Genomic DNA, 13,520 nt, shown 5'->3' with positions numbered 1-13,520 from the left:
CGAGATGTGAACCGCCGAGTCGCGCTCCCCCACAGGCAAAGCGCGGCAGATCGGCAAATTCTTGCATATCAGATTTGATAGGAAAAGAAGCAGTGGTGTCCAGGGTCTGGACTGAACAACCATGGTGCGGTCGGAGAGACTCGAACTCTCACGGGTGTTACCCCACAGCGACCTCAACGCTGCGCGTCTACCATTCCGCCACGACCGCACGCCATGGTTGGTGGGTGCGGTTTAGCCAAAGGCTCCGGGATTGTGAAGAGGCAATCGGCAACTATTTTCACTCTCTTTCCCGCAGCGCTGCCAATGGTGCTTTTTCCCTCCTTTTCGCCCAGAATCCTTCACGCGGGGGTCGGGGCTGTGAAGCCCCGGCGGCCCGACCTGCCCCGCTCCCCCCGCTTCGCCTGTTGAAAACGCCGCGCAGCGGTTCCATCTAAAGGACGCATCACAAGGAACGCCCCATGCCCATAGATCTCGCCCAAGCCCAGACCGACGCCCCCAGCGTCCAGATCGACATCGTCTCAGACATCATGTGCCCTTGGTGCATCGTGGGTTACAAACAGCTAGAGCAAGCCCTCGGCGCCGTCGGCGTCGGCGCCTATCTGCGCTGGCATCCTTTTGAGCTGAACCCCCAGATGCCCGCCGAAGGCCAGAACATGGCCGAGCATCTGGCCGAGAAATATGGCTCCACCCCCGCGCAATCGGTCGAGAATCGCAAACGTCTGACCGATATGGGCCGCGCACTGGGCTTCACCTTCAACTTCAGCGATGACACCCGGATGCAGAACACCTTCCTCGCCCATCAGCTTTTGACATGGGCGCAGAGCAAGGGCCTCCAGCATCCGCTGAAGATGGCGCTCTTCGACGCGCATTTCACCCAAGGGCGCAATATCGGGGATAAAGAGGTGCTGGCAGATGTCGCCGGATCGGTCGGGCTGGACCCTGCCGAAGCGCTTGAGGTGCTCACCAGCGGCAGCCATGCGGCGCAAACCCGCGAGGCGCAGCAGATCTGGACATCTCGCGGCATCTCGGGCGTGCCCTCGATGATCTTCGAAGGCAAATACCTGATCACCGGGGCGCAGGGGGCCGACAATTACGCGCAACTGCTGCGCAAGCTGCTGCAAGAGCGGGACGCGGCGGCGTGAGCACTGGCGGTGCGGCGCGGGGATTGCTAAGGCTGCGCAATGGTTGAATGGATCATCACCGACGGGCTCACCGACTACCGCGCTGCCGAAGCGTGGATGGAATCGCGCGCCGCGGCCATCGCGGCAGGCACGGCCGACGAATGCATCTGGCTGGTGGAGCACCCGCCGCTCTACACCGCTGGCACCTCGGCAAAGCCCGATGATCTGACCGATCCGGACCGTTTCCCCGTCTACCCCACCCGGCGCGGCGGACAATATACCTACCACGGGCCGGGACAGCGGGTGGCCTATGTCATGCTCAATGTCGCCGCCCGCGGGCGCGATGTGCGGTGCTTCGTGCGGCAGCTGGAAGAATGGGTGATCGCCACGCTCGACCAATTCAACCTGCGCGGAGAGATTCGGCCCGGCCGTGTCGGCGTCTGGGTCCAGCGGCCCGAAAAGCCGACGCAAGCCGATGGCAGCCCCGCCGAAGACAAGATCGCGGCGATTGGAATCAGACTGCGCAAATGGGTCAGCTTTCACGGCATCAGCATCAATGTGGAACCCGACCTGAGCCATTTCGGCGGCATCGTCCCCTGCGGCATCACGGCCCATGGGGTGACCTCGCTTGTCGATCTTGGCCTGCCGGTCACCATGGATGACGTCGATCTGGCCCTGCGGGCAAGTTTCGACGGTGTTTTCGCCGCCACGCCCGCCGCCTGCCCGGCAGAGAGAGCCCCCCAGCCCCGCTGACACCGCCTCCAGCGGGACAAAAGGCCGCGCAAAAAATACGCCCCCTGCGACCATCGCGCCCATTGCCCCCAAGAGATCGCCGCTCTAAAACGGGCGCGACGACGCAGCGCGCCGCTTATGGTGCCTTGTGACCAATTCATTTGCAGGAGGCACCGCATGGCAGACGCAGCCATTCACGGCCAAGATCACCACGACGACCGGGGGTTCTTTACCCGGTGGTTCATGTCCACCAACCACAAAGACATCGGTATCCTTTACCTGATCGTCTCGGCCTTTGTTGGGCTTATCTCGGTGGCCTTCACCGTTTACATGCGCCTTGAGCTGATGGAGCCGGGCGTTCAATATATGTGTATGGAAGGCGCGCGTTTCATCTCTGATGGCACCGCATCCTGTACGCCCAACGGACACCTCTGGAACGTGCTGATCACCGGCCACGGCATCCTGATGATGTTCTTCGTCGTGATTCCCGCGCTCTTTGGCGGTTTCGGCAACTATTTCATGCCGCTGCAGATCGGCGCGCCGGACATGGCCTTCCCGCGGATGAACAACCTCAGCTTCTGGCTCTATGTCGCCGGCACCACGCTGGCGGTCTGCTCGCTGCTGACACCGGGCGGCGCTGGCCAGCTCGGCTCCGGCGTGGGCTGGGTGCTCTACCCGCCGCTCTCGGTCCGCGAAGCGGGCATGTCGATGGATTTCGCGATCTTCGCGGTCCACGTGTCGGGTGCTTCCTCGATCCTCGGCGCGATCAACATGATCACCACTTTCCTGAACATGCGTGCCCCCGGCATGACCCTGTTCAAAGTGCCGCTCTTTGCCTGGTCGATCTTTGTCACAAGCTGGCTGATCCTTCTGTCCCTGCCGGTTCTGGCGGGCGCGATCACCATGCTCCTGATGGACCGCAACTTCGGCTTCGCCTTCTTTGACCCCGCCGGTGGCGGTGACCCGGTGCTCTACCAGCACATCCTGTGGTTCTTTGGTCACCCCGAAGTTTACATCATCATCCTGCCCGGCTTCGGCATCATCTCCCATGTCATCGCGACCTTCTCGCGCAAACCGATCTTCGGCTACCTGCCGATGGTTTGGGCGATCATCGCCATCGGTGCTCTGGGCTTCGTCGTCTGGGCGCACCACATGTACACTGTGGGCATGACCCTGAACCAGCAGGCCTATTTCATGCTGGCCACCATGGTCATCGCGGTGCCAACCGGCGTGAAGGTCTTCAGCTGGATCGCCACCATGTGGGGCGGCTCCATCGAGTTCAAAACACCGATGCTCTGGGCCTTCGGCTTCCTGTTCCTCTTCACCGTTGGTGGCGTCACCGGCATCGTGCTGAGCCAGGCCGCCGTGGACCGCGCCTATCACGACACCTACTACGTCGTGGCACACTTCCACTACGTGATGTCGCTGGGTGCTGTCTTCGCCATCTTCGCAGGGATCTACTTCTACCTGCCCAAGATGACAGGCCGCATGTATCCCGAATGGGCCGGCAAGCTGCACTTCTGGATGATGTTTATCGGCGCCAACCTGACCTTCTTCCCGCAGCACTTCCTGGGCCGTCAGGGCATGCCCCGCCGCTACATCGACTACCCGGAGGCCTTCGCCTATTGGAACCAGTGGTCGAGCTGGGGCGCCTTCCTGAGCTTCGCCTCCTTCCTGTTCTTCTTCGGGATCATGGCCTACTCGCTGACACGCGGCGCCCGCTCCACGGCAAACAACCCCTGGAACGAATATGCCGACACGCTGGAATGGACCCTGCCCAGCCCGCCGCCCGAACACACGTTCGAGCAGCTTCCAAAGCAGGAAGACTGGGACAAACAGCACAGCCACTAAGCTTTGCCTGAACCACCAAAGGCCCCGCCCCCCCCGCGGGGCCTTTTCTTTTGTCTGCCGCTACACCTTTGCCCCAAACCGCCCAATCCAGCCCCAAGCACCCTCCCCCAATTCATCCTTTTTCAAATACCCGCGGGGGTCCGGGGGCAGCGCCCCCGAATTGCACAATTTTTTCCCCGCAAAACCACATTTCCCTCTTGAAGCCCCCCGCCCCAATGGGTATCTCGCCCTCACCAGACGGTAAGCGGGCGTAGCTCAGGGGTAGAGCATAACCTTGCCAAGGTTAGGGTCGGGCGTTCGAATCGCCTCGCCCGCTCCATCTGGTTTTCACAGGGTCGCATCTCTTGATGCGGCCCTTTGTGTTTTCCAGCCCCGCGCAGACGCCCCGGAATAATTTCCAAGCTTTGCCCTTTCGCCCTCATTTTCCCCCTTGCAGCCTGCAGCGGGAATGGGTATTCCCCCCTCACCAACCGGATGCGGGCGTAGCTCAGGGGTAGAGCATAACCTTGCCAAGGTTAGGGTCGGGCGTTCGAATCGCCTCGCCCGCTCCAGGTTGATCCTGCCACCCCGCAGGAAACACAAAAGCCGCCCCCCGGGGCGGCTTTTGTGTTTCCAAGACCCCCATAAAAAAAAAACGCCCCATGGAGACCACGGGGCGTATAGGTACGGAACGAGGGACAGTAGGTGGCCAGCAGGCGTTCCGGGCCTGCGGTCATCTTAGAACGTAAGAAGCCTTTGGCGTTTTCAAAGGGGGTGGAGCCCGACGCCCCGCCCCCGCCCCGGTTTTGAGCCAGTTCTTGCCGATTCTCAGCCCCCCACCCGGCTGGCATAGAGCGCGATGGCCGCCGCATTGGAGACATTGAGCGAGCCAAAGCCCCCCGCCGCGTCGATCCGCACCAGCGCATCCACGGTCTCGCGCGTCTTCTCCCGCAGCCCCGGCCCTTCGGCCCCCAGCACCAGGGCCACAGGGCGGTCCCGGCGGCCCTCTACGGCCTCCTCAATGGTCTGGGTGGCCTCCCCATCCAGCCCCAGCACCAGATAGCCCATGTCCTGCAGGGCGCGGATCGCATCGGCGAGGTTGCGCAGCCGCAGATAGGGCTGGCGCTCCAGCGCGCCGCTGGCGGTCTTGGCCAAGGCCCCGGTCTCCGGCGCGGAATGATGTTTGGTGCCGATCACCGCCGAAGCGCCCAGAACCTCGGCCGAGCGCAGAATCGCCCCGACGTTATGCGGATCCGTCACCCGGTCGAGCAGCAGCAGCCGGGGCGCGGCATGCCCGATGGCGACATCCTCCAACCGGCCCCAATTCAGCGGCTTCACCTCCAGCACCGCGCCCTGGTGCACCGAGTTCGGGTCAAGCGGCGGCCGGAACTTGCGCGGGTCGACCACTTCGGGCGTGATTCCCGCTGTCGCAATGGCGTCTTCCAGCTTCGCCTGCGCATTCGGGGTGACCATCAACCGCAATTTCTCCCGCTGCGGGTTCAGCAGCGCATCACGCACCGCATGCAGGCCGAAAAGCCAGACAGTCTGCGCCGCTTCGGCCTTCTTGTCCTGCTCTTTCTGCACGACCCATTTAGGTTTCTTCATCTCTTTATCCTTTCGCGCGATTTCCCCAAGATTTCTCAGGAATTCGCCTTGACGGTCCTTTGGGTCGCTTGTAATCACGCCCCCACGTCAGGTGCAATGCACAGGGCAAAGTGGGCGACAGGCCGCAAGGTGTGGCAGGGGACTGTAACTCCCTCGCGGAGACGCACGCCTGGTTCGATTCCAGGGTCGCCCACCACTTTACCCCCCGATCAAATTGGTGAAATCACCCCCCGGGCTCACGGTATCAGCACCGCGCCGCGTGCAAAGCGCGCGCTCTCCATGCTCAGGTCATCATAGACCAGCTGCACCCGCACCGATTGGACCGAACCGAGCCCAAACGTCACATAGGGCAGCGGGTCGCCTTCGAGAATCGCATTCGGGGTCGCGCTTTCGGTATGGCAGGGCGGCATCGTCCAATTGACCATAGGCCCGTCGTTCACCGAAACCGCGATCGCCGCCAGTCCGCAGCGCCAGTTCCACAGGTGGGTGACATAGAGGTAATCCCGACCGTCATATGCGCGCAGCGCGATCCAACTGCGGCGGGTGGCGCTGAGAATCGGCCGGACCTCCCCTGCCGTGGTGAACTGGCCGCGCGGGGTCTGATCCTCAGCCGCTAAACCCGCAGGCAGGGCGGACATATCGAAGGATGCGCCCAGATCGGGGCTTGCGGGTGCTGCCGGGGGCGCGGGGGCGGCGGGGCTGGCGGGAGCCTGCGCCCTGCGGGGCACGTCAGGCGACAACGGCGCGGTGATCCCGTCTGAGGGCGCGCCCTGCCCGGCGATCCCAATGGCGATGACCGCGAATATGAAATCAATCATCTCAACCCCCTCCGCGCGCGGCACAATTGCCGGCTTTTGCCAGATCAGACTTCTCCCTATACTCGCCAAAAACACGAGGCCGCGCCCAAGTATGACACGCAATTCGCGTCTCCCGCAAATTTTCAACGTCGTCATCGTGGCCCAGCAGGGGCGGCTGGCCTATGAAGCCCTGCTCTTTGCCGCCTCGCTGCGCCATTCGGCCCCCGGTTTCAAAGGTCGCCTGCTGATTGCCGAGCCCCAGCCCGGGCCGCTCTGGGACAAAGACCCGCGGATCGGCAGCGACGCCCTGCGCACGGCGCTGACCGAGCTCGGGGCGGAGTTCATTCCCTTTCAAAGCCAGCATTTTGGCAGCGCCTACCCCTATGGCAATAAAATCGAGATGCTGAGCGCCCTGCCCGAGGGCGAACCCTTTGTTTTCTTTGACACAGATACGTTGATCACCGGCGATCTGACCACCGTGCCCTTTGACTTTACCCGCCCCTCCGCCTCGCTGCGGCGCGAGGGCACCTGGCCCGAGCCGCAGCTTTACGGTCCAGGCTACAGCGGCCTGTGGAAATCCCTCTACGACAAGTTCGGCCTCGACTTCGAGAGCAGTCTCGACCTGAGCCAGCCCGATGAATACTGGCGCCGCTATCTCTATTTTAACGCGGGTTTCTTCTACTACCGCTGCCCGCGCGCGTTTGGCGAATTGTTCCTGGACTATGCGCTGGCGGCGCGCGATGATCCCCCGGTGGAGCTCTGCGCGCAGAGCTTTGATCCCTGGCTGGATCAGATCGTGCTGCCACTGGTGATCCACAAGCTCGGCGGGGGCCGCGATACACTGCCGCCCGGTCTGCTGGATGGCGCCATCTCCTGCCATTACCGCTTCCTGCCGCTGCTCTATGCCCGCGAAAGCGCCCGCGCGATCGAGGTACTCGAAACCGTTGCAGCAACCCATAAGATCAAGAAACTGCTCAAGGAACGCGATGCGATCAAACGCATGATCTACCAAAAGCGCGGAGCCAAGGTGCGCGCGCTGTTTGACCAAGACAACCTGCCGCGGCGCGAACAGGCAATCCGCAACCGGATCAAATCAAACGGCTTCTGGATGCGCTAACCGCCAGTTGTTTGTCCGCAGACTTGGCCCTAGGGTGCCCGAGACCCCATTTTTCTGAGAGGACAGAGCCATGGCAGACACCCCAAATCTTCGCTTCGACACCCAGCAAATCCACGCCGGCGCGGCGCCGGACCCGGCCACCGGCGCGCGGCAGACGCCGATCTACCAGACCACCGCCTATGTCTTTCGCGACGCCGATCACGCGGCGGCGCTCTTCAACCTGCAAGAGGTCGGCTATATCTATTCGCGCCTGACCAACCCCACCAATGCGGTGCTGCAAGAACGCATTGCCACGCTGGAAGGCGGTGCCGGGGCGGTCTGCTGTTCCTCGGGCCATGCGGCGCAGATCATGGCGCTGTTTCCGCTGATGGGGCCGGGCAAGAACATCATCGCCTCCACCCGGCTTTATGGCGGCACGGTCACCCAGTTCAGCCAGACCATCAAACGTTTCGGCTGGTCCTGCAAATTCGTCGACTTTGACGATCCGCAGGCGGTGGCCGATGCGATTGACGAGGACACCCGCGCGGTCTTTGGCGAAGCCATCGCCAACCCCGGCGGCTATATCATGGATGTGCGCGCCATTGCCGATGTGGCCGATGCGGCGGGCATTCCGCTGATCATCGACAACACCAGCGCCACGCCCTATCTCTGCCGCCCGATCGAGCATGGCGCGACGCTGGTCGTTCATTCCACCACCAAATACCTCACCGGCAATGGCACCGTGATGGGCGGCTGCGTGGTGGATTCGGGCAAGTTCGACTGGTCCGCGAATGACAAATTCCCCTCGCTCAGCCAGCCCGAGGACGCCTATCACGGCATGACGTTCCACGAGACCTTCGGCCCGATGGCCTTTACCTTCCACAGCATCGCCATTGGCCTGCGCGATCTGGGCATGACGATGAACCCGCAGGCGGCGCATTACACGCTGATGGGGATCGAGACCCTGTCGCTGCGGATGGAGCGCCATGTGCAGAACGCGGTCAAGGTCGCCGAATGGCTGGAGCAGGACGACCGGGTCGATTACGTGACCTATGCCGGGCTGAAATCCTCGCCCTATTACGAGCGCATGCAAAAGGTCTGCCCCAAGGGCGCGGGGGGCCTGTTCACCTTTGCGGTCAAGGGCGGCTATGACGCCTGTGTGAAACTGGTGAATGAGCTGGAGATCTTCAGCCATGTCGCCAACCTGGGCGATACCCGCTCGCTGGTGATCCACTCCGCCTCCACCACGCACCGCCAGTTGACGCCGGAGCAGCTGGAAGCGGCGGGGGCAAGCCCCAATGTGGTGCGCTTGTCGATCGGGACGGAAGATGCCGATGATCTGATCGCCGATCTGGATCAGGCGCTGACCAAGGCCACCGCCTGAACCAATGCCCCCGCCGGTCTCTCCGGCGGGGGCTGCCTGGCCTATTGCCGCGCCGCGATGGCAAAGGTCATCGACACCTGCGCCTGCACCTCCACTTCGCCCTCGGCGATGGCACTGTCCATGGCAGCGCCCATCCGGGCGGCCTCGAACATGCGGGGCTGCGGGGTCGTGTTCTCGGTCATCCGCAGCAGTTCGCCCAGTTCCACACCCGCCGCCTCGGCCATCTGGCGCGCGCGGTCGGTGGCATCGGTCACAGCGGCGCGGCGCGCCTCGGCCATGGCGTCTTTCGGGTCTTGCAGGCCAAAATCTATCCCGTTGAAATCATTCGCCCCCTTCTCAAGCACGGCGTCCATCACCGCGCCGAGATTGGAGAGATCGCGCACTTTCACCGTCACCGAATTGCCCGCCTGATAGCCGCTGATCTCGGGCGGTGCGCCGTTTTCCACGGGCCGACGGTCATGCACCGGGCGCAGGTAGAAACGGCTGGTCTGACGGTCCGAGGCCGCAATCCCTTCGGCGTCGAGCTGCGCCAGAATGGCCGCCACCGCTTCGGTCACCCTGTCCATCGCCGCTTTGGCGCTCGGGGCCTCTTCCGTCACGCCCAGCGTGATCGTCGCCATATCGGGCGCGGCCGCGACACTGCCTTGCCCGGTCACGATAATCCCCTGCTCTGACTGCTGTTGCGCCGCCAGCGCGCTCGCCCCGGCCATCCAGGCCAGCGCCACCCAATTGATCAGTCGCATCGTTGTTCCTTTCGCGTATTTCTGCGCGCCATTTGCCCACCCCCGGCAGGCGCTGACAAGCCACCCCCGCGCCGCCGCCCTTCCCTTGGGCGAAGTCCTGCTCTATCCTAAACCGGACGCGCGGCGCGCCTGTAACTGTGCCGGACCCCATGCTAAAGTCGTCTGCGATGAAGCCGAATTTTGCCCTTTCTCTGTCTTTCGATGGTATCCGCCTGTTGCACCGGGTTTCGGATGGCTGGCGCCTGGTTGGCGAGGTGATGTTGGACAGCAGCGATCTGGCCGCCGAACTGGCCGCGCTGCGCAAGACCGCCACAGCGCTGGAGCCCGGCGGGCTGCGCAGCCTGCTGCTGATCCCGGATTCGCAGATCCGCTATCTGACCATCGACACGCCCGACATGGACCCGGGGGCGCGTCGCGCTGCCGCCGCCAAAGCGCTGGAGGGGGCGACCCCCTATGCGGTGGATGAGCTGGTCTATCACGTCAGTGCCGACGGTCCGCGCAGCCATATCGCCGCCGTGGCCCGCGAGACCTTGGACGAGGCCGAAGCCTTCGCGGTGGAACATCGTTTTCACCCGGTGGGTTTTGTCGCCGCCCCCGACGACGAGGGCTATCGCGGGGTGCCCGATTTCGGCTTGACCGCCGCCGCGCAGACCCTGCTTGAGCCCGGTGAGACGCTGGAGCCGGAGACCGCCCCGGTGGTGGCCCTGCCGACAACGCCGGCGCCGAAAGGGCCCATCGCCGAAGCAGCGGAGAGCGACGCCGCATCGCCTGATCTGGCCCCGACGCCGGAGGAGACCCCGCCGCCCGTCGAAGAGCCGCTGCCGGTTCTGGCCGATCCCGTCGAGCCGGAAGAGCCCCCGGCGGAAGAGCCCCCGGCGGAAGAGCCCCCGGCGGAGGAGCCCTCAGCGGAGGAGACCGCCGCGGTGCTCGCGGCGACGCCGGAGGACAGCCCGCCCCCGCGCCACGAACCCCTGCCGGCGTTCAGCGCACCGGTGGACGCGGCCGACACCGTGGCAGCCGATCCGGCCCCCGCGCCCGCGCAGAAATCCGCCCCCCGGATCGAAGACCTGCCCAAAGCGGATGCGCCACAGGCTGATGATCAGCCCGATGCCGAGGACACCGGCAGTGTCGCGGCCTCTGCCGCCCCGCTCGCTGCGGCTGCGGCTGCGGAGACGCCCAAAGCCCCGTCGCGTAAGATCGATTTCTCCGCCGCCCCCGCGAGCAGCGGCACCGGCGCGGGTTTCGCCAGCCGCCGGGCGCCCGACGCGCGGGCCTCTGACACGGGGGCATCTGCGCAGGCACCCAGCCTTGGCGGTGCGCGCCGGGACACGCCGCCCTCGCCCGACAGCAAAGCCGCGCCCGCAGGGGCCACGCCCAGCAGCCCGGTGCCGCCAGTCGATGCCGCGCCAGAGACCCGCGCGCCGCAGCCCGACAGCAGTTCGCTGACCCCCAAGAAACCCGCGACCGGCGCGCCATTCCTCAGTCGCCGCAAACCGAAGAGCAAGAAACCCCGCAAAGACCGCCGCGTCGTCCCCGCCGCGACGCCCACCCGCATGCCAGCGAGCGAGGCCGAGCGGATGACCATTTTCGGGGCCCGCCAGAACGCCCCCGTGGGCGGAAAGCCGAGGTTCCTTGGCTTGATCCTGACCGCCGCCCTCCTGCTTTTCCTCGCGGGCGTCGCGGCCTGGGCGTCGATCTTTCTGGACAATGGCACCGCCTTGTCGCGCCTCTTTGGCGACCGCAGCCCGACCACCACCGCCGAGGCGCTCGATCAGCCCCCCGCCGAGACTCCCGCGCCGGAAGCGGCCCCCGCCGCGCCCTTGGCCGAGGCGGAAGAATTGCTCCCGCCCGAGCCCGCAGCCCCCAACGCCATTGAAACCGCCGCGCTGGATGCCGGGTTGACCGATGAAGATGGCGCCGTGCTCGACGCGCTGCGCACGCCGCAGCTGCGCCCCAGTTCCGAGATGACCGAGGCCGAGATTGACGCCCGCTATGCCACCACCGGCATCTGGCCGCGCGCGCCACAGGTGCCGCCCGCGCCGGCGGCAAAGATCGATATCGATGATCTGTATCTCACCAGCATTGACCCGATCAGCAGCACCACCGATGCCGTGGCGCTGCCGGCGGTTGACCGTTTCGCCACCGACAGCGCGCCCGGTGCCGTGGCCCCCCCGGCCGCAGCCGGGACGCGGTTCAATCTCGACGCCCGCGGTCTGGTCACCCCCACCGTGAAGGGCGCGCTCAGCCCGGATGGGCATCTTGTCTATCAGGGGAAGCCCGAGGCGGTGCCGCCGCAGACAATGGCCAAACGCGAGGCGGCGCCTGAACCCGCCGCGACCGACAACGCTTTGGCCGGGCGCCGCCCCCAGCCCCGGCCCGCAGACCTTGCCGAGAGCAATGAGCGCGCGCAACTGGGCGGACTGACCCGCGCTGAACTGGGGGGATTGCGCCCGCAACTGCGGCCTGAATCGGCGCAGGAGAAAGCGCAAGAGGAAGCCGTGGCGCAGGACCCGGCCCCCGAACCTGCCACCCCCGCGCCTGCTGCCCCCGAGGTCGCGCCTGTCGACACGCGCGACGCCGTGGCGGCCGCCCTTGCCACTCCGCCGGCAATCGAAAACGCCACTGCACAGGCCACGCAGCTTTCGCGCCGCCCGGACACCCGCCCGCGCAATTTCGCGCGGATCGTAAAACGGGCCGAGACCGCAGCCGCCTCGGCGCAGGTCGCCAGCGTCGCGCCCCGCGCGGTCACGCCGAAAATCCCTTCGAAAACCTCTGTGGCGAAACAGGCGACGTCGCGCAACGCGATCAACCTGCGCAAGCTGAACCTGATCGGGGTCTATGGCAAACCGTCCAACCGCCGCGCCTTGGTGCGCCTGAGCAACGGGCGCTACCAGAAGGTCGAAGTGGGCGACCGGGTGGACGGGGGCCGCGTGGCGGCGATTGGTGACAGCGAATTGCGCTATGTCAAACGCGGGCGCAATGTCGTGCTGAGGATGCCGAACTAAGCCACCGCAGCCCCGCACCCGCCAAAGAAAAGGAGCGCCGAAGCGCTCCTTACATGCACCATCAAAGCGGCGTCGCTTAAGAGGTCTCCAACTCGCCGTTGTCGATCTGCTCCTGTTCGATCGATTCAAACAGCGCTTTAAAGTTGCCTTCCCCGAAGCCGTCATCGCCCTTGCGCTCGATGAACTCAAAGAAGATCGGCCCGATCACGGTCTTGGAGAAAATCTGCAACAGGATGCGCGTCTCGCCGCCGTCGACCACGCCCTCGCCGTCGATCAGGATGCCATGTTTCTGCATCCGGTCGAGCGGCTCTTCATGGCCGGTGACACGCTCTTTCGACATCTTGTAGTAGGTCTCGGGCGGCCCGGGCATGAATTTCAGCCCATTGTCGGCAATCGCATCGGTCGCGTCATAGATATTGCGCGCCCCCACCGCGATATGCTGGATGCCCTCGCCATTGTATTTCTTCAGATAGGCCACGATCTGCCCGGTCTCGCCCCGGTCTTCGTTGATCGGGATACGGATGCGCCCGCAGGGCGAGGTCAGCGCCCGGCTGGTGAGCCCGGTGTATTTGCCTTCGATGTCGAAAAAACGGATCTCGCGGAAGTTGAACAGATCGCCGTAGAACTTGAACCAGACGTCCATGTTCCCCTTGTGGACGTTATGCGTCAGGTGATCGAGATAGTAGAACCCCACGCCCTCGGGCTTGGAGGTGGCGATCCAGTCGTATTCCCAATTGTAAGGCGAAGTGTCGTAATACTGGTCGATGAAGTAAATCAGCGAGCCGCCGATCCCCATGATCGCGGGCACGTCCAGTACCTTGCCGTCGCCCTTATATTCCTCGGCGCCCTTGGCCACCGCATGTTCCAGCGCCTTCTGCGCATCCACCACGCGCCAGCCCATCGAGGGGGCGCAGGGGCCGTGTTCCTCGACGAAACGGGCGGCGAAACTCTCGGGGTCGTGGTTCAACACATAGGTGATGTCGCCTTGCTGCCAAAGCTCGATCTTCTTGGTCTTGTGGTTGGCGACATGGGCATAGCCCATCTTGGTAAAGACATCGCGCAGCGCCTGCGGGTCGGGGCTGGCAAATTCGACAAACTCAAACCCATCGGTGCCAGCCGGGTTCTCTGGCGTGATGGTCGATTTCGGGGCATCATGCGGGAACGGACCCATGGAGATCTCCTCTCAATTGATTTGACCCTAGGATAC

At 64.5% G+C, this 13,520-nt stretch carries 10 protein-coding genes and 4 tRNA genes; 9 read left to right on the top strand and 5 right to left on the bottom strand.

The genetic code is table 11. The features are described 5' to 3' along the window. Nucleotides 1-122 precede the first annotated feature (122 nt). Nucleotides 123-208 (bottom strand) — tRNA-Leu (locus tag AB4M76_RS07445). Between the two features lie 250 nt (nucleotides 209-458). Between AB4M76_RS07445 and AB4M76_RS07440 the strand changes: the two genes are divergently transcribed. From AB4M76_RS07440 to AB4M76_RS07420, 5 genes are all read left to right on the top strand, one after another. After that, nucleotides 459-1,142, top strand: a complete 684-nt coding sequence (locus tag AB4M76_RS07440) for a DsbA family oxidoreductase (RefSeq protein ID WP_368441156.1) — start codon at nucleotides 459-461, stop codon at nucleotides 1,140-1,142. A gap of 39 nt (nucleotides 1,143-1,181) precedes the next feature. Next, a complete protein-coding gene (gene lipB, locus AB4M76_RS07435) occupies nucleotides 1,182-1,874 on the top strand; it encodes a lipoyl(octanoyl) transferase LipB (protein WP_368441155.1) in 693 nt (230 codons plus the stop codon). Nucleotides 1,875-2,030: 156 nt separating this feature from the next. Next, nucleotides 2,031-3,704, top strand: a complete 1,674-nt coding sequence (gene ctaD / locus AB4M76_RS07430) for a cytochrome c oxidase subunit I (RefSeq protein ID WP_174858852.1) — start codon at nucleotides 2,031-2,033, stop codon at nucleotides 3,702-3,704. Between the two features lie 244 nt (nucleotides 3,705-3,948). After that, nucleotides 3,949-4,023, top strand: a tRNA-Gly gene (locus tag AB4M76_RS07425). A 157-nt stretch (nucleotides 4,024-4,180) separates the two neighbouring features. Continuing rightward, nucleotides 4,181-4,255 (top strand) — tRNA-Gly (locus AB4M76_RS07420). Between the two features lie 256 nt (nucleotides 4,256-4,511). Here the strand turns inward: AB4M76_RS07420 and rlmB are convergent. Further along, nucleotides 4,512-5,288, bottom strand: a complete 777-nt coding sequence (gene rlmB / locus AB4M76_RS07415; RefSeq protein WP_368441154.1) for a 23S rRNA (guanosine(2251)-2'-O)-methyltransferase RlmB — start codon at nucleotides 5,286-5,288, stop codon at nucleotides 4,512-4,514. A gap of 112 nt (nucleotides 5,289-5,400) precedes the next feature. Between rlmB and AB4M76_RS07410 the strand changes: the two genes are divergently transcribed. Continuing rightward, nucleotides 5,401-5,484 (top strand) — tRNA-Tyr (locus AB4M76_RS07410). Between the two features lie 40 nt (nucleotides 5,485-5,524). On the opposite strand, the gene AB4M76_RS07405 is transcribed toward AB4M76_RS07410, so the two are convergent. Further along, nucleotides 5,525-6,106: a hypothetical protein gene (locus AB4M76_RS07405; RefSeq protein WP_368441153.1), complete on the bottom strand. Its 582-nt coding sequence runs from the start codon at nucleotides 6,104-6,106 to the stop codon at nucleotides 5,525-5,527. Nucleotides 6,107-6,197: 91 nt separating this feature from the next. On the opposite strand from AB4M76_RS07405, the gene AB4M76_RS07400 reads away from it, so the two are divergent. Together AB4M76_RS07400 and AB4M76_RS07395 are read left to right on the top strand one after the other, a co-directional pair. Then, nucleotides 6,198-7,202, top strand: a complete 1,005-nt coding sequence (locus tag AB4M76_RS07400; RefSeq protein WP_368441152.1) for a hypothetical protein — start codon at nucleotides 6,198-6,200, stop codon at nucleotides 7,200-7,202. Nucleotides 7,203-7,272: 70 nt separating this feature from the next. Then, entirely contained in the window at nucleotides 7,273-8,565 is a 1,293-nt protein-coding gene (locus AB4M76_RS07395) for an O-acetylhomoserine aminocarboxypropyltransferase/cysteine synthase family protein (protein ID WP_368441151.1), read from the top strand. Between the two features lie 41 nt (nucleotides 8,566-8,606). On the opposite strand, the gene AB4M76_RS07390 is transcribed toward AB4M76_RS07395, so the two are convergent. Further along, the gene (locus AB4M76_RS07390; RefSeq protein WP_368441150.1) at nucleotides 8,607-9,308 is read right to left on the bottom strand and encodes an SIMPL domain-containing protein; all 702 of its coding nucleotides are present in this window, start codon (nucleotides 9,306-9,308) and stop codon (nucleotides 8,607-8,609) included. A 167-nt stretch (nucleotides 9,309-9,475) separates the two neighbouring features. Between AB4M76_RS07390 and AB4M76_RS07385 the strand changes: the two genes are divergently transcribed. Then, a complete protein-coding gene (locus AB4M76_RS07385; protein WP_368441149.1) occupies nucleotides 9,476-12,313 on the top strand; it encodes a hypothetical protein in 2,838 nt (945 codons plus the stop codon). Between the two features lie 76 nt (nucleotides 12,314-12,389). Here the strand turns inward: AB4M76_RS07385 and hppD are convergent, their stop codons facing one another. Further along, the gene (gene hppD, locus AB4M76_RS07380; protein ID WP_368441148.1) at nucleotides 12,390-13,484 is read right to left on the bottom strand and encodes a 4-hydroxyphenylpyruvate dioxygenase; all 1,095 of its coding nucleotides are present in this window, start codon (nucleotides 13,482-13,484) and stop codon (nucleotides 12,390-12,392) included. Between the last annotated feature and the right edge of the window lie 36 nt (nucleotides 13,485-13,520).

The sequence above is a fragment of the Sulfitobacter sp. PS-8MA genome (assembly GCF_040933935.1).
GTDB lineage: Bacteria > Pseudomonadota > Alphaproteobacteria > Rhodobacterales > Rhodobacteraceae > Sulfitobacter.
This window is presented reverse-complemented; position numbering and strand designations above follow the sequence as displayed.